The sequence below is a fragment of the Thiomicrospira pelophila DSM 1534 genome (genome assembly GCF_000711195.1).
In the GTDB taxonomy this organism is placed as follows: domain Bacteria; phylum Pseudomonadota; class Gammaproteobacteria; order Thiomicrospirales; family Thiomicrospiraceae; genus Thiomicrospira; species Thiomicrospira pelophila.
This window is the reverse complement of sequence record NZ_JOMR01000001.1, coordinates 755,034-778,557: the sequence shown is the minus strand read 5'-3', so window position 1 is coordinate 778,557 and position 23,524 is coordinate 755,034. Positions and strand designations below refer to the sequence as shown.

24 protein-coding genes and 1 tRNA gene are annotated in these 23,524 nt (G+C 44.4%); 9 read left to right on the top strand and 16 right to left on the bottom strand.

What is annotated here, in order from left to right; genetic code table 11:
- Position 1 precedes the first annotated feature (1 nt).
- Genes mlaE through N746_RS0103690 form a run of 3 tightly spaced genes read right to left on the bottom strand, consistent with a single transcriptional unit; the run spans position 2 to position 2,225 of the window.
- Complete coding sequence (gene mlaE, locus N746_RS0103700; RefSeq protein ID WP_245603328.1) at positions 2–802, bottom strand: lipid asymmetry maintenance ABC transporter permease subunit MlaE; 801 nt, start codon at positions 800–802, stop codon at positions 2–4.
- Positions 802–1,581: an ABC transporter ATP-binding protein gene (locus N746_RS0103695; RefSeq protein WP_211245136.1), complete on the bottom strand. Its 780-nt coding sequence runs from the start codon at positions 1,579–1,581 to the stop codon at positions 802–804. Before N746_RS0103695 ends, mlaE begins: the two co-directional genes overlap by 1 nt.
- A 38-nt stretch (positions 1,582–1,619) precedes the next feature.
- On the bottom strand, positions 1,620–2,225 hold the full coding sequence (locus N746_RS0103690) for a hypothetical protein (protein ID WP_029934013.1): 606 nt from the start codon (positions 2,223–2,225) through the stop codon (positions 1,620–1,622).
- Between the two features lie 170 nt (positions 2,226–2,395).
- Between N746_RS0103690 and N746_RS0103685 the strand changes: the two genes are divergently transcribed.
- From N746_RS0103685 to mgtE, 7 genes are all read left to right on the top strand, one after another.
- On the top strand, positions 2,396–3,382 hold the full coding sequence (locus N746_RS0103685; protein ID WP_029934012.1) for a calcium/sodium antiporter: 987 nt from the start codon (positions 2,396–2,398) through the stop codon (positions 3,380–3,382).
- A 17-nt stretch (positions 3,383–3,399) separates the two neighbouring features.
- Positions 3,400–3,924 (top strand): KdsC family phosphatase, encoded by a 525-nt coding sequence (locus N746_RS0103680; RefSeq protein ID WP_029934011.1) that lies wholly within the window; start codon positions 3,400–3,402, stop codon positions 3,922–3,924.
- Positions 3,925–3,932: 8 nt separating this feature from the next.
- A complete protein-coding gene (lptC, locus tag N746_RS0103675) occupies positions 3,933–4,481 on the top strand; it encodes an LPS export ABC transporter periplasmic protein LptC (RefSeq protein ID WP_029934010.1) in 549 nt (182 codons plus the stop codon).
- Positions 4,471–5,010 (top strand): lipopolysaccharide transport periplasmic protein LptA, encoded by a 540-nt coding sequence (lptA, locus tag N746_RS0103670; protein WP_051678496.1) that lies wholly within the window; start codon positions 4,471–4,473, stop codon positions 5,008–5,010. Before lptC ends, lptA begins: the two co-directional genes overlap by 11 nt.
- Positions 5,010–5,735 carry an LPS export ABC transporter ATP-binding protein gene (gene lptB, locus N746_RS0103665; protein ID WP_029934008.1) on the top strand — a complete coding sequence of 242 codons (726 nt, stop codon included), beginning with the start codon at positions 5,010–5,012 and terminating at the stop codon, positions 5,733–5,735. The genes lptA and lptB overlap by 1 nt, the downstream gene beginning before the upstream one ends.
- A 150-nt stretch (positions 5,736–5,885) precedes the next feature.
- A complete protein-coding gene (hpf, locus tag N746_RS0103660) occupies positions 5,886–6,218 on the top strand; it encodes a ribosome hibernation-promoting factor, HPF/YfiA family (RefSeq protein WP_029934007.1) in 333 nt (110 codons plus the stop codon).
- A gap of 179 nt (positions 6,219–6,397) precedes the next feature.
- On the top strand, positions 6,398–7,744 hold the full coding sequence (mgtE, locus tag N746_RS0103655) for a magnesium transporter (RefSeq protein WP_029934006.1): 1,347 nt from the start codon (positions 6,398–6,400) through the stop codon (positions 7,742–7,744).
- Between the two features lie 25 nt (positions 7,745–7,769).
- On the opposite strand, the gene N746_RS0103650 is transcribed toward mgtE, so the two are convergent.
- Both N746_RS0103650 and N746_RS0103645 read right to left on the bottom strand, forming a co-directional pair.
- The gene (locus tag N746_RS0103650; protein WP_211245120.1) at positions 7,770–8,699 is read right to left on the bottom strand and encodes a TPR end-of-group domain-containing protein; all 930 of its coding nucleotides are present in this window, start codon (positions 8,697–8,699) and stop codon (positions 7,770–7,772) included.
- A 74-nt stretch (positions 8,700–8,773) separates the two neighbouring features.
- A complete protein-coding gene (locus N746_RS0103645) occupies positions 8,774–9,403 on the bottom strand; it encodes a tRNA-uridine aminocarboxypropyltransferase (RefSeq protein WP_051678495.1) in 630 nt (209 codons plus the stop codon).
- Between N746_RS0103645 and N746_RS10390 the strand changes: the two genes are divergently transcribed.
- Together N746_RS10390 and N746_RS0103635 are read left to right on the top strand one after the other, a co-directional pair.
- Positions 9,391–9,822, top strand: a complete 432-nt coding sequence (locus N746_RS10390) for a GNAT family N-acetyltransferase (protein ID WP_038125872.1) — start codon at positions 9,391–9,393, stop codon at positions 9,820–9,822. The genes N746_RS0103645 and N746_RS10390 overlap by 13 nt on opposite strands.
- 93 nt (positions 9,823–9,915) lie before the next feature.
- Positions 9,916–11,058, top strand: a complete 1,143-nt coding sequence (locus N746_RS0103635; protein WP_029934002.1) for a histone deacetylase family protein — start codon at positions 9,916–9,918, stop codon at positions 11,056–11,058.
- An 85-nt stretch (positions 11,059–11,143) separates the two neighbouring features.
- Here N746_RS0103635 and N746_RS0103630 read toward each other — a convergent pair whose 3' ends face one another.
- The 11 genes from N746_RS0103630 to N746_RS0103580 form a co-directional block, all read right to left on the bottom strand.
- Positions 11,144–12,574, bottom strand: a complete 1,431-nt coding sequence (locus tag N746_RS0103630; protein WP_029934001.1) for a DUF1302 family protein — start codon at positions 12,572–12,574, stop codon at positions 11,144–11,146.
- Between the two features lies 1 nt (position 12,575).
- The gene (locus tag N746_RS0103625) at positions 12,576–13,376 is read right to left on the bottom strand and encodes an outer membrane lipoprotein-sorting protein (protein WP_029934000.1); all 801 of its coding nucleotides are present in this window, start codon (positions 13,374–13,376) and stop codon (positions 12,576–12,578) included.
- 2 nt (positions 13,377–13,378) lie between these two features.
- Positions 13,379–13,837: a hypothetical protein gene (locus N746_RS0103620; protein ID WP_051678494.1), complete on the bottom strand. Its 459-nt coding sequence runs from the start codon at positions 13,835–13,837 to the stop codon at positions 13,379–13,381.
- A 10-nt stretch (positions 13,838–13,847) separates the two neighbouring features.
- Complete coding sequence (locus tag N746_RS0103615; RefSeq protein WP_029933998.1) at positions 13,848–16,316, bottom strand: efflux RND transporter permease subunit; 2,469 nt, start codon at positions 16,314–16,316, stop codon at positions 13,848–13,850.
- Positions 16,317–16,326: 10 nt separating this feature from the next.
- A complete protein-coding gene (locus N746_RS0103610) occupies positions 16,327–16,932 on the bottom strand; it encodes a TetR/AcrR family transcriptional regulator (RefSeq protein WP_029933997.1) in 606 nt (201 codons plus the stop codon).
- A 266-nt stretch (positions 16,933–17,198) separates the two neighbouring features.
- A tRNA-Ser gene (locus N746_RS0103605) sits at positions 17,199–17,289 on the bottom strand.
- A gap of 74 nt (positions 17,290–17,363) precedes the next feature.
- Positions 17,364–18,653, bottom strand: coding sequence for a serine--tRNA ligase (serS, locus tag N746_RS0103600; RefSeq protein ID WP_029933996.1), 1,290 nt, complete (start codon positions 18,651–18,653; stop codon positions 17,364–17,366).
- Positions 18,654–18,681: 28 nt separating this feature from the next.
- Positions 18,682–19,065: a fluoride efflux transporter CrcB gene (gene crcB / locus N746_RS0103595; RefSeq protein WP_029933995.1), complete on the bottom strand. Its 384-nt coding sequence runs from the start codon at positions 19,063–19,065 to the stop codon at positions 18,682–18,684.
- Positions 19,062–20,399: a replication-associated recombination protein A gene (locus N746_RS0103590; protein WP_029933994.1), complete on the bottom strand. Its 1,338-nt coding sequence runs from the start codon at positions 20,397–20,399 to the stop codon at positions 19,062–19,064. Before N746_RS0103590 ends, crcB begins: the two co-directional genes overlap by 4 nt.
- A 6-nt stretch (positions 20,400–20,405) precedes the next feature.
- Positions 20,406–21,020 carry an outer membrane lipoprotein periplasmic chaperone LolA gene (lolA, locus tag N746_RS0103585; protein WP_029933993.1) on the bottom strand — a complete coding sequence of 205 codons (615 nt, stop codon included), beginning with the start codon at positions 21,018–21,020 and terminating at the stop codon, positions 20,406–20,408.
- Positions 21,021–21,051: 31 nt separating this feature from the next.
- The gene (locus N746_RS0103580) at positions 21,052–23,523 is read right to left on the bottom strand and encodes a DNA translocase FtsK (protein ID WP_425426620.1); all 2,472 of its coding nucleotides are present in this window, start codon (positions 23,521–23,523) and stop codon (positions 21,052–21,054) included.
- Between the last annotated feature and the right edge of the window lies 1 nt (position 23,524).

Here is a 23,524-nt window from a genome sequence, read left to right as displayed (position 1 = left end):
CCTAAGTAAACATCAACGATGTCAAAATAAAATCCACACCCAATACCACAAGTGACGCATGCACCACCGAACGAGTCGTCGCGCGACTCACGCCTTCCGATGTGGGCACGGACTCATAACCTTCATACAGCGCAATAATGGCAATTAAAACCCCAAATACGATGGCTTTAATCAAACCATTCATCACGTCATCTTGCCAATCCACTTGCTCGGACATCTGCGCCCAAAACGCGCCGTCATCCACGCCTAACCAACCGACCGAAACAACGTAACCGCCAAACACACCCATCGCGATAAAAATCATCGCCAACATTGGCAAGGCAATAATACTGGCTAGGATTCGAGGCGCGATCACAAATTTCATTGGATCCACCGCCATCATTTCGAGTGCCGAAAGCTGTTCGGTAGATTTCATCAAACCTACCTCAGCCGTCAAAGCCGAACCCGCACGCCCGGCAAACAAGAGTGCCGCAACCACCGGCCCCAATTCACGAATTAAAGATAAAGCGGTCATGGTGCCAACCGCTTCTTCCGAATTATAGGTCGTTAAAATATGATGTCCTTGCAAGCCAAGCACCATACCCACAAATAAACCGGCAGTTAATATAATCGGCAGTGATAACACACCGGCGAAATAAACCTGCTTCATTAGCAATCGAATTCGCCAAACACTATAAGGTAAAGCGGGAATAACGGCCCAAACAAAAAAAGCACGCTTACCTAGACTCTGTAGAAACCCTAAAGTTATGCTTCCCAACCAAGCAATAGACCGTGTGGCTGTATGCATCATCGAAGTCTTCATTATCTTACACCCCAAGGTTCAACCGGATAATGCATCGGTACTGGACCATCCGGCAAACCTTGTAAAAACTGCTGAACATAATCTGAGTCCGACTGCTGCAACTCTTTCGGTGTGCCTTGCGCCACAATTCGACCTTCTGACAGCACACAAGCAAATTCGGCAATGGATAAGACTTCATTCACATCATGCGACACAATAATACTGGTTAAACTCAAACTGGCATTCAATTTCTGAATCAAAGACACCAACACCCCCATTGTTATAGGGTCTTGACCAACAAAAGGTTCATCATAAAATAACATTTGTGGGTCCAGTACAAACGCGCGGGCAAGCGCCACTCGGCGCGCCATACCTCCGGACAACTCAGCCGGCATTAAAGCATGCGCACCTCGCAAACCCACCGCCTCAAGCTTCATACGCACTAAATTAGAAATCAATGGTTCGGGCAACTTGAAATGCTCACGTAAAGGAAAAGCTACATTTTCAAACACATTTAGATCGGTTAGCAATGCGCCCGTTTGAAACAGCATTCCCATTTGTTGTCTAAGCTTATACAAGACATTGCGACTTAGATTATTAACATCTTGACCATCAATCAAGATACGCCCTGAGCTGGGTTTTAGTTGACCCACGATAAGCTTTAGCAAAGTAGTTTTACCTGTGCCACTGGGCCCCATAATCGCCGTAATTTGGCCGCGCGGAATTTGCAGGCTCAGATTATCGAAAATCTTTCGATCACCTCGATAAAAGCTCAAATTTTCGATTTCAATCAATGGCATGCTTTGCATAATAAGTTCGAATCCAAGCTGAAATTCCGTTAATAACCCAGCAACTCAGCCAGGGACTTAAGTTGCTGTAAATCGTCCATCTTAATGGATTCGCCGCCAACAAAAAAGGGCACCGTTAGTTTTTTATCCACCAAGCTCGCCGCGAAACTGCGCAGCATTTGTGCTCTTAACTTAGGATTCGAATCCAACTCATCCACCCAACCACAAGGTTCGCCAGACAAAACCTTTCCGGCGAATGACCAATGCCACCCCGACCAGGCCTGATGATCTGCTACCCAAGTGACTGGACGACCATGAAAGCGTTTATCACCCGCTGACCAACTCTCATCGAACACAACAAAACCTGCCACCCAATCACCTAAAACCACTAACAAATTGGCCAGATGAGACTCCGGAACAAGCTGCTTATCATCAATTCGCAAATACAAAGCACTTTCAAGCCGATACGCCACCTGTAACTCGTCAAAATCCAAATCACTCCAAGCCACCCACTCAGTTTGTGCAATCAGTGCGCTGCGATATTCATTTAAATAATAATCAAATCGCCATTCGACGGGCAGACTTTCAGGATAATAATACTCAATCAATTCTGGGCGCTGCCAATCATCGACGCCTATCGACATATTTTTAAGCATAACTTTGTTACCCACCACCTAACTAAAACACATAAATTTAACAAAATCCGACCTAAATACAGCCTAGGTCGAAAAAAGCTGAAGGTATCATAAATTTTTTTTATCCGAACCGACAAGATTGTATAATGTCGACCAAATTTTGAAAACTAGTCTATAGCGAGTAACCCGCCATGTCGACAACATTAATCCTACCCAGTGCCTTACTTATTATAGGTTTAGCCCTTTTAGTCTGGAGTTCTGATGTCTTTATTGAAGGCGCCGCCAGTACGGCCTTACGCTACAAAGTCTCGCCCCTCATCATTGGGGTCGTTATTATTGGCTTTGGTACATCAAGTCCTGAAATGATAGTAGCCGTAATGGCTTCACTAGAAGGTAACCCAGGCCTGGCGATTGGTAACGCGGTCGGATCCAATATTACCAATATCGGTTTAGTTTTAGGTATAACCGCGTTAATTGCGCCACTGGTCGTAAAATCTTCGGTATTAAGACGCGAGTTTCCGATCCTACTATTCATTACGGCTTTTGGCCTGGCCTTGTTGCTAGATCATCACCTGGGGGTGATTGATGGCATTATTCTACTGTCTACCCTTATCGGCATTCTTGTTTGGATGGTTCGCTCCAATAAAAACATTGCGTCCGGGGACCCATTAGCCGAAGAAATAAATCAAGAACTCGGCTCACTTCCTAAACTCTCTAAGGTAAAAGCATTAGTGTACCTATTTGGTGGCTTGGTTTTATTGATGATCAGCGCCCGCATGATGGTATGGGGTGCCGTCGAAATCGCTGAGTACTTTGAAGTACCCGACTTAATTATTGGCTTAACCATCATTGCAATTGGAACAAGTCTGCCTGAACTAGCCGCCGCCATTACTGCTGCGTTAAAAAATGAAGTGGATATGCTCATCGGCAACATTCTAGGCTCTAATCTATTTAACATATTAGCGGTGTTAGCTGTGCCGTCAATTCTTGCACCTTCATTAATTGATATGGATGTATTACAGCGCGACTACCCAATTATGTTGGCCTTCACCGTTGCTATGTTACTGGTCGCTTTGCCGCGTAAAGGTAATGCGGCTATCTCTCGAATTGAAGGCTTTTTACTGCTGGCCTTATTTGTTGGCTACCTAACTTTGTTATACTTCAACACAGTCTCATAACCAAAAAGCTTATAAATATGGATTCTTTACAAAGCAAAGCAAAAAAAATAAAACTACTGTTACTAGATGTAGACGGCGTTCTGACCGATAACCGCCTAATTTACGGTGATGACGGTCAGGAATATAAAGCTTTTTATACACGTGATGGCCACGCTATGGTGTTAATCCAAAAAAGCGGGATTGAAATTGGCATTATTACCGGCCGTAAATCTAAACTGGTCGAAAAACGTATGCAAGATTTAAAGGTCAAACATTTGTACCAGGGTGTTCCCGATAAGTTGCCAACGTTTGAAGCTTTAATAGGTTCAATTAATATCGAGTTAGACCAAGTCGCTTATATGGGTGACGATATCTTAGATTTACCGATTTTGACGCGAGTCGGACTCGCTAGCTGCCCAAAAGATAGCGATCCTGAAGTAATCAAACGCGTCGACTTTGTGAGTAATTTTAATGGTGGCCGAGGTGCTGTACGTGAGCTTTGTGAATTTATCATGCAATCACAAGATACCTGGCAAACTCAACTAGACTTTTACTTAAGATAAGTCCTTTCATGTTTAAGAAGCGTTCATTTATTTTCAGTCTACTGCTTGGACTGATGGCCTTGGTTATCCTAGTCAACAACCAAGAGCGTAACGACAATAAATCTCCAGTGAGCGCTATTGAGCAAGACGACTGGCAAATAAGCCAATCACAAAGCTGGCAAATCAACCGTAATCAACCCAACCAACAACAATTTTTGCAAGCTGAGTTCATGCGCAAACAAAGTGAAAAGGTGTTTATTGAACAACCCCAGTTGGTTCTACAAGAAGCCGAACAACTTGTGCGCCTTGATAGTGCGCATTTAGAAATCCACAACCAAACTCGGTTCGAGTTTAAAGGCAATGTGATTGTTAATCGTCATAATGAAGATGCCAGTCAAAACCAGCGTTTGCTAACCGAACTGTTAATTTATAACCAGACCAATGACCAGCTAAGCAGCCCGTTATTGGTTAAAATAGAAAGTCAAAATCAAATCACAACCGGCGTTGGCTTGGTTGCCGACTTAAAAACCAACCACACCCAACTGCTTTCTGAGGTTAAAACACGCTATGTTCCTTAACTATGCCATGCGCTCAGTTGTTGCTTCATTTTTAATAGGTTTATCTGTTAGCAGCTGGGGGCAAACCCAAACCAATGATGAAACAACCTTACCTATTGACATTGAAGCTAACGAGTTAGATGCACAAGACCAACAAGGCTTAACTATTTATAGCGGCCAAGTGGTTGCAACTCAAGGCAGCTTAACCTTAACCGGCGACCGTCTCGAAATTCAACACCCGGATCGTCAAGTACAAAAAATCACCACAACGGGTAGCCCGGCGACATTTAAACGTTTTTTAGTCGAGGAAAATGCTTGGATCAAAGGTAAAGCCGATACCATTATTTACTTAAACCAAAGTCGACAGGTGGAACTCATTGGCCAAGCTTACTTGGAACAAGAAGGCGCACATAAAATTGAAGGCCCAAAACTGGTTTATGATATGAACGCTCAAACCCTAAACGCTGGTCAAACCGACAAAGAAGCTGGACGCATCAAAATGACCATCACACCAAGCACAGAATCCTCGCCAACCGAGGGAGAAGACTAATGGCACATTTCTTCGCTCGTGGGCTGGCCAAAAGCTATAAAAAATACAAGGTTGTCACCTCGGTCGATATTGATGTATACAGTGGTCAAGTAGTTGGTTTACTAGGACCCAACGGCGCCGGGAAAACCACCACCTTCTATATGATGACCGGCTTAGTGCAGCATGACCAGGGGCAAATATTTTTAGATGAGCGTGATATCAGCCAGCTGACCATTGACCAACGCGCAAAATTGGGGATTGGCTATTTGCCTCAAGAAGCGTCGATTTTCCGTAAACTCAGTGTAAAAGATAATATCTTAGCCATTCTGGAAATGCGGCCAGAATTAGATTCACACCAACGTGAAGAAAAACTCCAACACCTACTCGAAGACCTGCAAATAACTCATATTATTAACCAGCCAGGTCAAGCCTTGTCCGGCGGTGAGCGCCGACGTGTAGAAATAGCACGTGCGCTGGCGATGGAACCCAAGTTCATTCTGCTTGACGAGCCTTTTGCGGGGGTTGATCCGATTTCAGTCAAAGAAATTCAAAACATCATTCAACACTTAAGAGACAAACAAATCGGTGTTCTGATTACTGACCACAATGTGCGAGAAACCTTAGGAGTGTGTGATCAAGCCTACATCCTTCATGCCGGTACAATTCTAGCCCAAGGTGAACCCCAAGTCGTACTGAACCATCCAGATGTGCGCCGTGTTTATTTAGGTGAAAATTTCCGAGCTTAGTCGGCTTAAGGCCAACTAGAAACGATCAGTCTACCAAGCGCAAATCCAAACAACACTAGACTTCCATTTAAATCGAATGTGCTATACTGAAATCAAGTTTTAAAGTCCTATTTTGACAAAATTCCACACATAATATAAAAGGAGTCGGGAATGCAAATTAACATTACAGGTCACCATGTTGACCTAACCGATGCGCTACGCGATTACGTTCAAGAAAAATTGACTAAGCTAGAGCGTCATTTTGACCACGTTACAAATGTTCATGTGATTTTGACGGTTGAAAAACAAGGTCAAAAAGCTGAGGCTACGGTACACGTTTCTGGTCAAGATTTGTTTGCACAAAACGAAACACAAGATATGTATGCTTCAATTGATGGCTTGGTTGACAAGCTGGACCGCCAAATTATCAAACATAAAGAAAAAATTGGCAACCACCACCAAAAGTCAGGTGGTGTTAAAAACATGCTAACGGACGAAGAATAATTTCCTCCTTCTACCCATGTTAATAAAAGAGCGCTTTATGCGCTCTTTTTTGTTTTGCTTTTTAAAGCTCTAGCTCCCCTTCAACCCTCCAAATATTTTTTATATCAAACGGTCATGCTTTTCATAAGCATATCTCACTCATGGCCTTTATAATAAGTTCACCAGCACAAGGAACCAGCATGACTGAATACGACGACATCAAACTCACCGATCAACTCATCGACGCCTCCAAACAGGAAGATGAAGCTAGTATTCGCTACTTCCTAGAGACGATGGCGGCCGAAGATATCGCGGATGTCCTCGAAGCCACGCCCCCCAAGCTACGTAATATCATTTGGCAATTTGTTGACCCGGATAAACAAGGCGACATTCTTGGTCATACTAATGACGAAGTACGTTCCGCCCTACTCGACCAGCTAGAAACTGAACAGATTGTCGAAATTGCGGAAGACCTTGAAACCGATGACATTGCGGTTATTGCCCAGTCTCTACCAGATGAAGAAAAACAAACTTTTCTTGAAGCCCTGACCGAAGAGGATCGTACTGCGGTTGAAATGGCACTGAGCTTCCCGGAAGACAGTGCTGGCGGCATCATGAGCACCGATTTTGTGGCCGTGCGAGCTGATATTACTTTGGACGTTGTACTACGTTATTTGCGCAAACAATCCGAACTCCCCAAATCGATGGTTAACCTATTTGTGCGGGATCGCGATGGGCGTTATATGGGCACATTAAAGCTCAACCATATTCTCACCAAAGATGGCGACACACTAGTCTCAGAATTGGTTGAAGATACTGAACCCACAGTTAATGCGCTACTTTCAACCAAAGAAGTCGCGCGTATGTTTGAGGTTCACGATTTGATTTCAGCCGCTGTACTGGATGATAAAAACCAAATCTTGGGTCGTATCACCATCGATGACGTGGTTGATATTATTCGTGAGGAAGCCGAGTACACCCAAATGAAAAGCGCGGGCTTGGATGACGAGGACGATATTTTCGCCCCCGCACCGCGTACCGCCAAACGCCGCACCTTTTGGCTAGGCATTAATTTGCTTACAGCCTCATTCGCCGCCTTTGTGATTAGCTTCTTCGAAGCCACGTTAGATCAAATTGTTGCCCTAGCGATTATGATGCCGATGGTCGCGAGCATGGGTGGCGTAGCTGGCACACAAACCTCTACCGTGGCGATTCGAGCCCTAGCGACCGGCAAACTGGTCTCTAGCAACAGCCGAGCCTTGTTAATGAAAGAAGGGATTGTTGGGTTATTGAACGGCGTTACCTGGGCTGTTCTGACCGCGATTGGGGCCTACATTATTTTGCAGCAAATTGATTTAAGTCTGATTTTTGGCGCCGCCATGTTAATTAACCTAGTAGCGGCGGCCATCGCGGGGGTTTTGATTCCACTTATTTTAAAACGCATGGATATTGACCCAGCTTTAGCCACCGGCTTAATGATTACGACCGTCACCGATTCATTAGGCTTTTTTGTCTTCCTAGGCTTGGCGACAATCGTTTTAATCTAGGCTTAAACCAAAAAAACGACCTGACTTATACAACCGATTTTTCCAATACCTTATCGGTTATTAAATTTTGGTAAATCGGTTGCTGTCTTAAACCCGCCAATAACGGATCCGACTCAATTTCTTCTCGGTAGGTTTCTGAATAACTCAGGGTTTGAGTTAAGAAACGTACTGCTTCTTCATACTGTTCTAACTGGGCATAAGCACAACCCAACTGGAAGAAAGCAAACGCGTTTTCCGGATCTAGTTGCAAGGCTTGATGACACAAGTTAATCGCCCAACGCGGTTCATCCATTTCCAATACCGCATCCGCTTTATAGGTATAAGCTTCGACACTGGTGGGGTCAATCACCAAAATTTGGTCATAAATTTTGACCTTATTTGCCGCCGAGTGTTCTTGCTCAGCGCGCAACCAAAGCGCGTGCAATTCTTGCGTACGTTCTATCTGCTCCTTGTTTGAATCAATACTTTGGGTTTTATCTTCAATCAAGTGCTCCATCGCACGCAAACGGGCTTCGTACTGCGTCACCAGTTTCGTGACTTTTTGTTCTGCCAAACTGTGAACACGCTCTTTAATATCTCGGATAGATGTCCAACCCACCCAAACCAAAACGGTACTCACACCGAGGATCAAATAGAAAAAATACGTCACCGTGTTGGTGGCATAACCCAGCGACCGATCGGCGACCGTCATTTCACGATCCACCACTTCGCGCACGATTTCTACACGTTGATTCGCCATATCAATACGCAATTGTTTAAGTTCATCCAAAATATAACGCTCAATAAACGCTGAATACATGGGTTCTTCTAAGCCTTCGATCACGGCCACAGCATGATCATCTTGCACGTTAGGTTGCGGCTGATCCGCTGTATAGTTATTGTTTGCCCAAACACTCTTGGCTAACATTGGCATCAATATCACTAAAACCATGATAAACCCAGTCAACTTCTTCACACGCCATCCCTCTTTACTTTCATGAATTTTTTAACAATAACAAATATTATGGGATATGTCGAAAACTCAATATATCAGTCGTGATATGACATAAACTGCGCACGTTGACTCACAAATGCATCAAAACTGTGCTTTAGATCGTCAAAGTTTCGACCCTTTTCAAGTTGCGTCAGTAAGTAATATATAGCTTCAAGAGTAGACAAACTGTCCACCCGATTTGATTTTCGGATCTTATAATCGGTCGGACTAAGATCTGACAAAACCAGCCTTGGTAACGCCTGAAGCATCGGATTTAACTGCAATATCTTATGCGTCTTGCGCCAAGTACCATCCAGCAAAAGCACTTGAAACGATTCTGGCTTAAATTGTTTCGCCAATTCCTCAGTCGATACCACCAGGCCTGGTGCTTGTTGGGGATACAATAAATAAGTCGGCTTTTGTGACAACCAGACCTGCAATTCCGGCAAGTCATCTACCTGCTCACTCACCCATATCCGACAGTTCTCTAAACACAAACTCGCCAGCTTAGCCGTGCCCTTGGCCTGTTTAACTTCGGATGGGTGCTGTAAAATACCCAAACCAATTTGATGCGAAACCAGTCGCACCAAACTGCAAATACAAGCACGCTGGGCGCGCATACATTGCTTACAAACCGCACGTTTTGTGCCTACATTTTTATTGGAATCAAGCGGTGAATCAATCACTACACAGCACCTATCAATTTAAAATAGCCGACACTCTCAGCTGGGGCTTAGTTAAGCGTTTTCATAAACAAACCAAACTCAGCACACCTCTACAAAGCGACCGTGTATTTTTAGTTTTAAAGTCCGAAAGTATAATCGGTGTGGCGCGCTTCATTCAACACCACCAGGCCTGGTGGTTAAGAGGGCTTTACATTCTACCCGAGTATCGTCAAAAACATTTGGCAACGCAATTGATAGAGTTTGCACTTAAATCACTAGGCGCACCTTGTTATGCGTTTGCGCAACCTAATCTTGAGCATTTCTATCAAACATTAAACTTTCAGCCTCAAAACCCAACCCAATTGCCCAACGAACTAGCTGAACTTTATAAGCGTTATCAAGCCAGCAAAACGCATCTGAAAATTTGGTATAGAGCTTAAATCGTCCCTCACAAAAACCTTATTCCTTTCACAATAAAATCTGTAAGCGCGTGTATTTTTTAACTGATACTCATAAAAACACAGGATAACAACATGAATGGCCGCAGACAGTTTATACAAAAATTACTCGCACTAGGGGCGACCACTACTGCCTCATACAGTGGCTTAAGCTGGGCTAACACAACATTCTCTGCTACAAACAGCACTGGAGTCGTGCTAGATGATCTATTTTTAAAGCATACAATGAAAGGTCATCCTGAGAGCGCCGAACGCCTAATTGCTATTGATCGTGCATTAGAAAAGCGCGACCTTTGGAATCAACTTAGCCCAGTCGCTGCACGTATGGCCAAAAATGAAGAACTCCGATGGGCGCACAGTCAAACTTATATCGACGAAATCGAACACCTCAGTCAAACTCATGTCGGCTATTACGATCCCTATCACGAAGACACTTACATTAATGCCGCTTCATTTGATGCCGCTAGAACCGCCGCTGGTGCCGCGATTGAGCTGAACTTAGCCGTATATGACCGTAAAGTGGACAATGGTTTTGCTCTACTCAGACCACCAGGACACCATGCTTTAAAAGACAAAGCAATGGGCTTTTGTATCTTCAACTCCGATGTTATCGCCGCCAGAGCGTTGCAGCAATATCGTGGCATAAAACGTGTCGCGATTGTTGATTTCGATGTGCATCATGGCAACGGCACACAAGACATGACCATTAACGACCCAAGCATTATGGCCGTGTCCATTCACCAACATCCCTACTGGCCATTGACTGGCGGCATGGAATGGGTTGGTGAAGGCGAAGCGAAAGGCACGAATGTTAACTGCCCATTTCTTCGTGATGCCGGCGATAAAACCTACCTCAAAGCCTTTAACGAAATTATTTATCCAAAATTAAAAGCTTTTAAACCACAACATATTATTGTATTTGCTGGTTACGATGGACACTGGCGCGATCCGCTTGCTCAACACCTTGTAAGTGTGGATGGATACAACCAGCTGGTTAACCGCTTGAAACAAACAGCTCAAGAATTATGTGACGGTCGTTTAAGCCTATCGCTTGGCGGTGGCTACGATGTCGAAACCCTAGGACATTGCGTAACCGGCAGCATGCAAGTACTTCTCGGTCAAACTCCGACAGCTGATCCACTCGGCCCATCGCCAGACAAGGAAAGGGATTTTTCAAAACACCTGAAAGAACTCAAAGCTGTCCACAAAACGGCTTAATCTTTGACGCGCTAAAGCCTTACCAGTTTGTTTTTCAGATGCAGACTGATAAGGCCTTTTAATCTGTAAACTATCTTATAAACAATTAAAAGTAGTAATCAAGACCGACGTAAACTCGATCATTGTTTTTCATCGCCTCCCACAAAGAATGATCGCCACCGAGATAATCAATATAGCCAAAGGTTAAATTGATATGATCACTATAATCATAGTCTAACCACAAACGCTGAAAACCGCCCTGCTGTCCGGCTTCTCCAAGCAATGAAACCAAATAACTCAGTTGCGCTCGATCTCGATCAAAGCTGTAACTAACCCGGCCTGCCGTTTGCCAATTATGCTCTTCAACGGCATCAGGTAAATCGCCCATTTTAGGCTCATAATTTTGGATATATCGATCGGCCACTTCAATCGATAACGTCCAATCCGGTATCGACATATAGTCATAACCCAGTAACCAATCTATGCGATGTTTTTTATCAGTAGTGGTGTTGTAACGTAAATCCGACAAATAGGCGACCTCGGTTTTTATTAATCCGCCGCCAAACGAAAAGTTAGCCGCCGCCCCAACCATATTTATCAAACCATAGTCTCGTGCGGTTTTATTGTCAGTAAAATGCCAACGACTGTCTTGGACACGAGCGGCATAAAGCGATAAATCCCAACCACTAAATCGTCCCTCCGCTGAAGCCGCAAACGTGGTTTCATAATCCGACTTTTGGCTATCCACTTCTGGAAATTTGAATCCAGGCGGAAATGGAAAAGCCTCTAATGGTAAAAACTCTCCGTTGATCGCTGGTTCTTTTGGTGGACGCTGCTCATGCAAAGCCAATAATGAAAACGCCCAGTTTGATGAATAAGCTGTCATCTTGCTTGCAAAGATAGGTAAACGTAAATCTTCTATATCTACCAGGCCTGGTTGTCGATTATCCAACGGGTTAATGACATCTGTGATACGTATGCTATCCGATTTACCCCAAACCTCGATTTGACGCCCCACTTTCAAGTCCACTTGATCGGTTAAGGAACCGGTGACATAAGCTTCAAAGATTTCGGATTCAGATTCTTGGGTTTTTAAAACCTCTTTAGGATAAGAATCTCGGTCATTTAAATGGTAAACCACATCATAATTGGCGTTAACGCCCAATTTGGCTTTCCAGCTATTGGGTAAGTCCGCATCCGCTTCAATTCGGGTTTTAAGCTGTAACTGCTGTAGCCCCCGCCAATCCACTTCATTTTGCGGTGGCGCCGAATGCGCGGTTGTAAACTGACTGTTCACCCCTAGCATTGTCCGTAGGTTCAACCAGCTAGGAGAACTTGAGCTCGGGGTTGATTTAGCACTAGATAGATCGGAGGAGTCAAACCCTTGTAACGCTTCACCTAAATCATTTTTCGCTTCTGCAGATTCATCAAATCCGCCTAATGCATCATCTAATTCGCTGTTTGCCCAAGCGCCATTCATCGACAGGGTTAATAAAACCCCGATCCCTAGGGCGTAGATTGGTGACCTAAAACGCATTTTATAAGCCACGCTCAATTCGTCGAACAGAGAAAAAGCTCTCATCAAAGTCTTGGTTAAACTTAACATCTCTAAAACTCATCAAGGTGGTATGCAAGGTGATCTTATCTTTGGTTGTGCGCATCTCGATTAAGGTTGGCACCCAAATACCTTCGATTTTTTCAAGCTCTTTTACATCCATGTACTTACGCTTGCCATCGGTTTGAAAGTGAATCGCCCTAATCACCACAAAGTTATCTTTGCGCACAAACATGTAAGATTTGTCGTACCCCGTCTCACGACGAACTTTTTCAGTCTTAGGCACCGCTTCCATAATCCAAACTTCGTTTCCATTCACCTCATCTTCTTTTGCAATTTTATAACTATAGTCCTCTATCGCACGTGAGGTCATATCCGCATAAGAAAAATCAGACCCCATAAAACTGCTACTTTTATCACTGCTGACAATACGTTTAGTATTACGCAAAGCGGGCAAGTATAGCCATTGATCATCATCCTTAGATGAATCCGCATAGTCGAAAGTTAAAAACGCGGTATTTCGAACATCACTTGGATCTGAGAAAAAGATCACACTATGTGTATCTTCACCAAAGTCCTTCTCGAACTTATTCATAGTTCGCACACGTTTATTGCCTTGGCGATCAATCAAAGTCATTTGAATCACAGCGCTACCATTGTCGCCATCATCACGTGCATCAACCGCTTGCGCCACTTCATCTGCCGTATAGGCCAGCGCCAACCCGGGGGTAAAAAACATCCCCATGCACAAACTTAACCCGATCGTTTTAGTCCAGTTTCTCATTATTAATCCCTCACTTTAATTTGGTATTGCGCATGACAAGCCACACAGCTTTTTTGCAAATCAGCCAGTTGTTGCAAAATGATGGTTTGATCACCCAAACCCGAGGCTTCATCCGCAATATTCTCAAACCCTAAATGCGCTTGTGGTTGTGGGCCTAACTGAGTAAACCCCGCCGGCAGCTTATCTTTTAAACTCGCTGGCGTATCTTTCATTAACTTCACGCCTACCGGTCTGGCTAAGGTTTCCACCTTTGTCATATCTTCTGCAAGGGTGGCCTCTAATATTTGCTGACTGGTGCTTAAAAACAGTCGCATTTCACTCATTAAAGCCGCGCGCTCGGCTCCACTTAGCCAAATAACTTCTCGCGCATCCGTTTCTTGCCCTAAAGCTAAACCGCTTGTGCTAGTAAGGCTGGCTATTAAAATCCCTTTCCAAAATGACTTGATACTTAAAGATTTCATTTTTATCACCTCAATTTGATATTTTTTTAGAAACAAGATTCGATTTTTTGGTTTGATGGTCTGGATAAACCAGCGCCATTAAAGCCGGAGCTAAGAAGAAAACAGCCAGCAGAGCGATTGCGAACGCAACCGCCGTCAATAAACCAAATAGAAACAAGTTGTTCATATTGGCGAACATATACAACATAAAGCCAATCACCAATACCACCGTGGTAATCATCATGGCGCGGCCGGTAGTGGTTAACGTCATTTCAACCGCAACACGTGTTGAATAACCTTGTAGGTGATAACGACGGAAGTTATGCATAAAGTGCACAATGTCATCAACCGCAATCCCTAACACGATGGCACCGATTAGCATGGTAAATAGATCCAAAGGCCAGTCGAACACCACCATAACCCCAAGTACAAACAGTACAGGCAAGCTATTCGGAATCATCGCCAATAAACCAAGCTTGAAACTTGATAACAATAAAACCAGCATTAAGCCGATAACACCAAAGGCAATCATATAACTCACCCCTGCACTCTGAATCGCAGCGGTGGTAGTTTCAAGTAACAAATTAATCATCCCTGTGGTCGTAATGTGTACCGAACTATCAAAGTTTTCCTCCAGCAACTGTGCGGTGGTTTGCAATAATTTATGGTATTCAAACGCATCAATCCAAGGCGCTTTAACAGTAATGCGCGCTTTAGACAGCTGGCTATCAACAAAATCTTGCAGATCATCCGAGCCTGAGTTCTCAAATAGTAAAATTTCTTGTGCAACTAAATCTGCGCTACCAGGCAGTGCGTGAAAGTTTGGATCATTATTGTTGAGTGCTTGATGAATTTCTTTAATCACATCCACCACACTGACGGCTTTGCCCACAAAATATTCGGGGTGATCTATGGCTTCTAATTGAGCGGTGGTTTTCTCGATTGCCTGCAATAAACTCACATCGTACAAACCACTTGGACGCCCGGTATCAATCACCAGCTCTAGCGACACCGTGCCACGCATTTCTTTATCTATGGTTTCAGTCGCGATCCGTGTTGGGTGTTCCTCTGGAAACCATTCCAACGGATTGTGTGAATAACCAATTTGGGTCGCAATCGCAATCGATCCCAACATCAGCACCATAGAAAACGCGACTATTTTTTTGGCATGGTTTTGCGAAATGGCGGCGACACCTTTTAACCATTTATCCAATGTATCGTGATGATCATCGTTACGCTGATAGGTTTTTTGTTTGATCTTCAGCACCATCAACATGGCCGGTAAAAAAATCAAGGTAAACACCAACGCAATCAAGACCCCTGCAAAAGCAAATAGACCTAAATCGGACACAGGTGCAACACTTGAAGGTACAAAAGACGCCATACCGGCCGCCGTGGTTAAAGAGGTCATAATGATAGCCACGCCGGAATGCTCAAGGGTATAACTTAAGGCCTGAGCTTTATCACCGGTTTGATCAAACTTTTTATAAAAAATAGCTAATACATGGATGGAGGCCCCTACCCCGACGGCCAATAAAAAGGAAGGTAAAACCTGCGTCATTACTTTTACAGGCGTGCCAGTTAAAGCCATTAACCCCATGGTGCTGATAACGGCTAAAAATACCGTAAGCAAAGGCAGCAACACGCCAGAAACACGTCTAAAAAGCAAAGCCAGCACAATCGCAATGGCAATAATAATCATGGCAATAAATTTGCGCATGTCACTCATAATAGAACTTTTAAGAAAAGCCGTAACAGAAGGCGAACCAGCGACATAAATCTCAAAACCGGGTTGATTAAAGTCCGCCACAACTTCGGCCACTTTTTTAACCATTTCACTATTTTCTTTGTCGGTAATAAACGCCCGACTTGTGTTTTCGACCGTCTCAGTAACCTGGTCAAACCCTGATAATTCATCGGCCAAAATATCGGCTTCATTTGTCAGTTCGCTCTGACCTAAACTACTATAGGTATTTGACTCCAACACAATAACCGTAAACTCAGCCGCGTCATTAATTAATATATTGCGATACATGGGGTTGGCTAAAGCACGTGCTTTTATTTGGTCAGCCTGTTGCTGAGATTGTGGCCAGTCCACCATTAAATCATCCACCAGCAGACTGTCATTTTCTCCAATGGTATTACGTGCATTAATTAATGAGCTGATATCGTATAAATAAGGCACCTCATCAGCTAAACGCTGGTGTAACTCCCGCAGTTTTTCTAAGTTATCAAGCTGAAAAACATCTTCAGACTTAATCGCGACTACAATTTTTTCATCACGCCCAAACTCATCCCGAAACTGGTCATAAATCACTCGAACCGAGTCAGTTTCGTGCAAAAACCCTTCCGTTGACGTATCTACGGTGGTTTTTGGCAGGTTGACGGCTAAGGCCAATACAAATAACAAGCTAAACGCGATAAATCGTTTCGGTGCATAAGCAATGAAAGCACCCAAACGACCTAAGCGAGCCTCCATTTTTAACATTAGGTTTCTCATTTTTTATCCCCTAATTACTTAATAAAGCGTGATAAATCAATTCTGAAACATGACCAATGGCTTCATCCAAACTCGGATCCGTTTTGGATTCAGTCTGAATGGCTAAGCGCATCGGCTCACTCGTAATGTGAAAACTCAAACTGCCAATAATCATAAAATGGATCATTAATGGATCGACGCTACGGAAAACGCCCTGCTTTTCACCTTCAATTAAGATCTCTTTTAGTGTGGCAAGCAGACGCTGCATTTGCTGGCGTGCTGGTACCGGCATATTTTTACCCGCCGCCGCGATTTCTCGCATTAAAGTAGCCGGCATTTGTTTATGGCTGTAAGCCCCTTTGGCAAACTCGTAAACAAAGGTTTTTAGTTTTTCCTCTACCCCATCACACTGAGCGACCTGCAAGATCACTTGATCCACCACTTTTTTAAAAAGCCGAGTCATGCAAACCTCATACAAGCTGGCCTTATCATTAAAGTGATAGTAGATACTCGCCTTATTGACGCCACAATGTTCGGCTAACTCATCCATAATCGTGCCTTCAAACCCTTTCTCAGCGAAGATGTCCGTCGCGCAATCCAAGATTTTCAATGCCGTTTTACCGTAATTTTTATTCAAAATTCATGACCTCTTAAATTTAACTAAATAGTTTAACTATTTAGTTAAATTTGGCAAGACTAATATTAATATTTATTAAAATACAGGTGAGATAAAAAAAATTATGAGCGCAAGAATGTCACAAATTTAGTACTCACAAATGAATGATATGGGCGTTAATGAGCTACAAGAGGAGAGTTGGAGGGTTTGGTCTAAAAGCCTATAAATCGGCTTTTTCCAGAATTTAGGCAATAAAAAAGCCCGAACTAAGTCGGGCTTTATCAATATGGCGGTGGAACAGGGATTCGAACCCCGGGTAGGCTACAAACCTACAACAGTTTTCAAGACTGCCGCATTCAACCGCTCTGCCATTCCACCGGGTTGATGGAGCGGTATTATAAAGATTTGCTCAGGCTTTGCAAGCCTTCCAGCCATTTTTTACAAAATTTCGCTTAAATTTGATCCGCTCCACCCATATAAGGTTTGAGAACATCCGGTACGGTAATACTACCGTCTGCATTTTGGTAGTTTTCAAGGATCGCAACCAGGGTTCGCCCTACAGCTAGGCCAGAGCCATTTAAGGTGTGCAGTAGCTGAGGTTTATCTTGGCCTAACCGAAAACGCGCCATCATACGTCGTGCTTGAAAGTCTTCAAAGTTTGAGCAAGATGAAATCTCACGATAAGCCTGCTGACCTGGCAACCAGACTTCTAGGTCAAAGGTTTTGGCCGCAGAAAAGCCCATATCCTTGGTGCATAACGACATCATTCGATAAGGCAAACCGAGCTTTTCAAGAATCGAAGCGGCATGCTGGGTTAGTGCATCTAAAGCTTCATAGGATTGATCTGGGTGGACAAATTGCACCATTTCGACCTTCTCAAACTGGTGTTGACGAATCAACCCTTTTACATCACGGCCATAAGAGCCGGCTTCAGATCGGAAACAAGGCGTATGCGCCACATAACGAATCGGCAATTGCGAAGCATCCACAATTTCAGCACGCATTAGATTAGTGATCGGCACCTCTGCGGTTGGGATCAAGTACAGATCGCGATCACTGGTATCGTGTTCATCGTGTTTTTCTAGTTTGTATAGATCCGCCGCAAATTTAGGAAGCTGGCCTGTTCCATAAAGACTGTCTTGGTTAACAATATATGGAACATACACTTCTTCATAATGATGTTCGTTGACATGGGTGTCCAGCATAAATTGAGTTAACGCACGCTGTAAGCGTGCCATAGGACCTTTCAAAACTGAAAAACGTGCCGAGGTCAGCTTGGTGGCTGCATCATTGTCATACCAACCACGCTGCTCCGATAATTCGACATGATCTTTCACATCAAAATCAAATTTACGCGGCGACCCCCAACGTTTGATTTCAACATTATCATCTTCTGATTGACCAATCGGAGTAGAGTCATGTGGTAAATTGGGCAAACTGGCCAACATCGCATCCAACTCGTTTTGTACTTGATCAAATGATGATTTGGCTTCTTCCAGCTGCGCACCTAAATCCGCTACCGCATCTAACAAAGGCTGAACATCTTCGCCTTGGGCTTTCGCCTTACCAATCGCTTTAGCGCTTTGGTTTCGTTGCGCTTGCAACTGCTCGGTCTGCACTTGCAGGTCTTTACGCTGCTGCTCAAGCTGTTCAAATTTGGCGCCATCAAAGTTAAAGCCTCGCGTAGCTAACTTCGCCACCACGCGGTCCAAATCGGTTCTTAATAATTTTGCATCTAACATAATTTCTTCTCTAAAGTTCTAAATCTATCTATTCAACTAAAAACTGTTTACCCGCGACCAAACCGATCCAAACCGCGATCAAGCACCCCGCTACGCTCAAAGCAATATTCAACATGGCTTTGTTTAACTCACCGACTTGAATATATTGCATGGTCTCAAATGAAAAGGTTGAAAAAGTGGTAAAAGAGCCTAAAAAACCAACAATTAAGAATGCACGCCATTCAGCGGATACTGCGAATTTGTTGATTAGTAAAATGGTCAGCAGGCCTATCATAAATGAACCGATAAGATTGACGGCTAAAGTCCCCCATGCAAAATCACGCCCTAACCATATATAGGTTTGATGTGATAAAGCAAAACGACTAACAGCACCCAAAGCCCCGCCCAATGCAATCGCCAACCAAAAAGTCATGAGTCTTGTCTCCGCTTATTTTCAGCCTGCTGATCTAGCTGTTTTAAGTGCGCCATTTTGGCGGCAATTTTTATTTCCAGACCACGTTCGACTGGCTGGTAATATTCGCGTTCCACCATTGAATGAGGGAAATAACATTCACCCGCGGCATAAGCATCCGGTTCATCGTGGGCATACCGATAACCTTGCCCATAGTCCATCGATTGCATTAGTTTGGTAGGCGCATTGCGCAGGTGTAACGGTACCTCATCTGAACCATGTTTCTTAATATCTTTCAAAGCCGCTTTATAAGCCATATAAACCGCATTCGATTTAGGAGCAACCGCTAAATAAGTCGCCGCTTGCGCTAGGGCTAAATCACCTTCTGGTGAGCCTAAGCGCTCATAAGCTTGTGCGGCATTGATGGCGACATCAAGTGCGCGCGGGTCGGCATTGCCAATTTCCTCGCTCGCCATACGTACCAAACGTCTGGCTAAATAACGGGCATCCACGCCCCCATCGAGCATACGAACCAACCAATACAAAGCCGCGTCAGGATCGGAACCGCGTACCGACTTATGCAACGCCGAAATTTGATCATAGAAGGCTTCGCCGCCTTTATCAAAGCGCCGAATACCGGCTTGGACCACTTCTTTGCAAGCTTGCGGCGTCAGCACCAGGCCTGGTGATTGAGTTTGCGCATCAATATTGGGCTCCGCAAAATCAGTTGCCTGCTCGACAAAGTTGAGTAAACGACGCGCATCACCATCGGCGGCTTGAATTAAAATTTCGGCGGCGGCAGCTTCTATTATTAAGTTCTCACCTAAATCTTCAGAAACCAAGGCTTGCGCACGCTGCAAAACTAATTTTAAATCTTCCTCATCCAACGAGCGTAAAACATAAACGCGCGCGCGCGACAGCAAAGCATTATTCAATTCAAACGAAGGATTTTCAGTGGTGGCGCCAATAAATACAAATGTGCCATCTTCGACATAAGGCAAAAACGCATCCTGTTGCGATTTATTAAAACGATGAACTTCATCTACAAATAATAGGGTTCCCTGTTGAAATTGTTCGCGGTGTATCTGAGCCTGATCCACCGCTTTACGCACTTCTTTTACGCCATCCAAAACGGCTGACAAACTAATAAATTGCAAATCCGATTGCTGAGCAATTAAGCGCGCCAAGGTCGTTTTACCTGTACCGGGCGGCCCCCAAAAAATCATTGAATGCAAATGTTGCGAAGCAAATACGCGTGACAAGGCGCGGTTTTCGCCTAATAAATGACGTTGTCCGACGAAGTCGGCTAATGTTTGTGGACGTAAACGATCTGAAAGGGGCTGATAAGCCATCATAAATCCTTACATGCGCCCTACAACATCCGCGCCCTGGGGCGGCGTAAATTGAAACGCACGCGGTGAAACACCCTCGTTCAGGCGAATATTTTTGAACTTAACTTTAGTGATGTTATCGGCACTCTGATACATCCAAACTTCTTGCATCACGCCATCACGTAGACCAATTTCGATACTTTGAAAATAGGTAGCCGAACGAGGTTGCAAGTTATACCAGGTCATATTATTGCGATTCCCTGCTGGGATAATTCGATAGGCTTTTTCAACCGGTTCATCAAACAATAACCAAGCCAAAGGAATATCCCCTTGAATGTCTGCAATCGGTCTCACCGAAACCTGGTCTAATTCCAAATCATAAACCCACAAATGCGAACCATCGACAATAATATGTTGCTCTTCCGGGCTGTGATAATCCCAACGCATTTTGCCTGGACGATCTAAATCAAATGTACCTTTTGCACGCTCAACCCGGAAAAATGCGTCTTCTTCACGCTCCTGCACAAACTCCGCCGAATAGCTTTTTAGATGATCAATAAAGCTATGCAACGGCTGCGTATTGGCAAGCACCAGGCCTGGTAGTGCGACAAGCAAACCGCCGACTAGATATAATTTTTTTAGCATGTGTTTTCCTACTTGTTTGGCTTGATTCGGTTTAATCGTGTTTGGGCACCAGCACTTCGCGGTTGCCGTTCGCCTGCATAGTCGATACCACGCCGGCGGCTTCCATTGCCTCGACGATTCTAGCCGCGCGGTTATAACCAATTTTAAAGCGACGCTGAACAGATGATATCGACACGCGCCCAGCTTGCACAACAAACTCAACCGCTTCATCATAAATCACATCTTGCTCGGCATCACTCGGATCGGCCGCGTTACTACCCGATTCAGCATTCATTGAATCAGGGTCTCGCGTGATCGCCTCTAAGTATTGTGGTGCGCCCTGCTGTTTAATAAAATCCACCACGCGGTGAACTTCATCGTCAGAGACAAACGCACCATGGACTCGATCAGGCGCGGCGGTGCCGGGCGGCAAATACAACATATCGCCCATCCCCAACAACTGCTCCGCCCCCATTTGATCCAAAATAGTACGTGAATCAATTTTAGATGACACTTGGAATGACATACGCGTCGGAATGTTAGCTTTAATCAAACCTGTGATTACGTTTACGGACGGACGCTGGGTCGCCAAAATTAAATGAATCCCCGAAGCACGCGCTTTTTGTGCGAGTCGCGCGATCAGCTCCTCCACCTTTTTACCCACCACCATGATCATGTCAGCAAATTCGTCTATCACCACCACAATATAAGGCAAAGGCGTTAAGGTAGGCGGTGCGTCCGACAGCTCCATTCCCTTGGTGACGGCTTGCTGATAAAGCGGATCAATAATGGGTTCACCCGCATCAATCGCCGCTTGAACTTTTTCATTAAAACCAGCCACATTTCTAACGCCCAATTTGGCCATTAGTTGATAACGCCGATCCATTTCAAACACGCACCAACGCAACGCATTGGCTGCATCACTCATATCGGTAACAACCGGCGTTAACAAGTGCGGAATGTCTTCGTAAACCGACAATTCCAACATCTTCGGGTCCACCATAATTAAGCGCACTTCATCGGCTCGGCTTTTATAAAGCAAGCTTAAAATCATGCTATTCACACCCACCGATTTACCCGAACCGGTGGTACCCGCAACTAATAAATGCGGCATTTTAGCTAAGTCAGCAATCACAGGATTACCGGCAATATCTTTACCCAACCCCATCGTCAAAGGCGATTTACTCTTTTGGAAAACCTCTGACGATAAAATGTCGCGGAAGCCGACAATTTCACGTTTCTCGTTCGGAATCTCAATCCCCACAAAGGGTTTGCCCGGAATAATATCCACCACACGCACTGACTTAACTGCCAATGCACGCGCTAAATCTTTTGCCAGGTTCGAAATCTGACTGACCTTCACACCCGCGGCTGGCATAATTTCAAAACGCGTGACGACGGGCCCCGGCAACACCGCTTCGACCGTTGCCGTGACACCAAATTCTTGCAAACGCGTTTCCAATAAGCCCGACATTTCTTTCAAGTCGTCTTCAGAAAAGCTGTCTTCATAAACCGGTGCTGGATCTAATAAATCCAAACTTGGCAATTCGGCATGCTGCGCCTCAGGTACATAAGAAGACGAGTCTGATTTGTAAGGCGCATGAACCTGAACGTTCGTTGCTGCCCCCCCTGCGGTAGCCTGTTGGGTCTGTTCAATTTGGCTAGGGGAAGCTTCAACCGGCATTTTCGCTTGAGCCGGCTTACTAAACGAATCAAATAATTTGGCACGTTTTTCTTCAATGCGCGCACTCATATCAGCTCTCTGCTCAACCACGGGTCTCACCGTTTGTGAGTTCGGCAGACTTTGAGTTTCTTTTTTCAAATCTATTCGACTTAATACGTTTTTAAACTGTTCTGAATGCACCACATGTTTCTTGGCATTTTTATGGATAAAGCTAATCAAGCGCCAGGCCTGGCGCCCAGTTACATCACAAATGGTTAGCCACGATTGGCCGATAAGCATGCTAAAGCCCAATGCGAACATCACCAAAAAGAACAAAGTGGTGGCTAATAAATCGATCCCCTCAACCAACCACAAACTTAACTCATAACCCAGTACACCGCCCGAATAATACGGCAGACTCACAACCCAACTATCCGGGTGCAAATATAGGCTAGCCATCGACGCGCCAGAGAACACCAATATTAATAAGCCGAACATGCTTAGCCCAAAACGCGCCCAGTCAAACTCAGTAGATGAGCGAATTTTTAAGGTCACCCAACCGGCTAGCAAAATACCAAATGGCCAAGCAAAACCGAATACCCCAAACAAATACAAAATTAATGAAGACAGCCACGCGCCACTCGCGCCGCCGTAATTATTGAAAGCCTCAACCGAGCGTGCCATTTGAAAGCCCGGATCATCTGGATGATAGCTATAAAGAATAATAAACAAGAAAAACGCCAAGCCTATACAACTTAGCAATACCAAATCTTTTAACAGCCATGTCCAACGCGAAGATGGTTTCGTCACATCCGCATCGTCGAGGCTGTTATCCTTATCCGCTGATTTAATCAAATTCAAA

Coding starts and splice junctions, on each gene's coding strand:
- mlaE (WP_245603328.1), bottom strand. CDS start 802: ATGAAGACTTCGATGATGCATACAGCCACACGGTCTATTGCTTGGTTG.
- N746_RS0103695 (WP_211245136.1), bottom strand. CDS start 1,581: ATGCCATTGATTGAAATCGAAAATTTGAGCTTTTATCGAGGTGATCGA.
- N746_RS0103690 (WP_029934013.1), bottom strand. CDS start 2,225: ATGCTTAAAAATATGTCGATAGGCGTCGATGATTGGCAGCGCCCAGAA.
- N746_RS0103685 (WP_029934012.1), top strand. CDS start 2,396: ATGTCGACAACATTAATCCTACCCAGTGCCTTACTTATTATAGGTTTA.
- N746_RS0103680 (WP_029934011.1), top strand. CDS start 3,400: ATGGATTCTTTACAAAGCAAAGCAAAAAAAATAAAACTACTGTTACTA.
- lptC (WP_029934010.1), top strand. CDS start 3,933: ATGTTTAAGAAGCGTTCATTTATTTTCAGTCTACTGCTTGGACTGATG.
- lptA (WP_051678496.1), top strand. CDS start 4,471: ATGTTCCTTAACTATGCCATGCGCTCAGTTGTTGCTTCATTTTTAATA.
- lptB (WP_029934008.1), top strand. CDS start 5,010: ATGGCACATTTCTTCGCTCGTGGGCTGGCCAAAAGCTATAAAAAATAC.
- hpf (WP_029934007.1), top strand. CDS start 5,886: ATGCAAATTAACATTACAGGTCACCATGTTGACCTAACCGATGCGCTA.
- mgtE (WP_029934006.1), top strand. CDS start 6,398: ATGACTGAATACGACGACATCAAACTCACCGATCAACTCATCGACGCC.
- N746_RS0103635 (WP_029934002.1), top strand. CDS start 9,916: ATGAATGGCCGCAGACAGTTTATACAAAAATTACTCGCACTAGGGGCG.
- N746_RS0103630 (WP_029934001.1), bottom strand. CDS start 12,574: ATGCGTTTTAGGTCACCAATCTACGCCCTAGGGATCGGGGTTTTATTA.
- N746_RS0103625 (WP_029934000.1), bottom strand. CDS start 13,376: ATGAGAAACTGGACTAAAACGATCGGGTTAAGTTTGTGCATGGGGATG.
- N746_RS0103620 (WP_051678494.1), bottom strand. CDS start 13,837: ATGAAATCTTTAAGTATCAAGTCATTTTGGAAAGGGATTTTAATAGCC.
- N746_RS0103615 (WP_029933998.1), bottom strand. CDS start 16,316: ATGAGAAACCTAATGTTAAAAATGGAGGCTCGCTTAGGTCGTTTGGGT.
- serS (WP_029933996.1), bottom strand. CDS start 18,653: ATGTTAGATGCAAAATTATTAAGAACCGATTTGGACCGCGTGGTGGCG.
- crcB (WP_029933995.1), bottom strand. CDS start 19,065: ATGACTTTTTGGTTGGCGATTGCATTGGGCGGGGCTTTGGGTGCTGTT.
- N746_RS0103590 (WP_029933994.1), bottom strand. CDS start 20,399: ATGATGGCTTATCAGCCCCTTTCAGATCGTTTACGTCCACAAACATTA.
- lolA (WP_029933993.1), bottom strand. CDS start 21,020: ATGCTAAAAAAATTATATCTAGTCGGCGGTTTGCTTGTCGCACTACCA.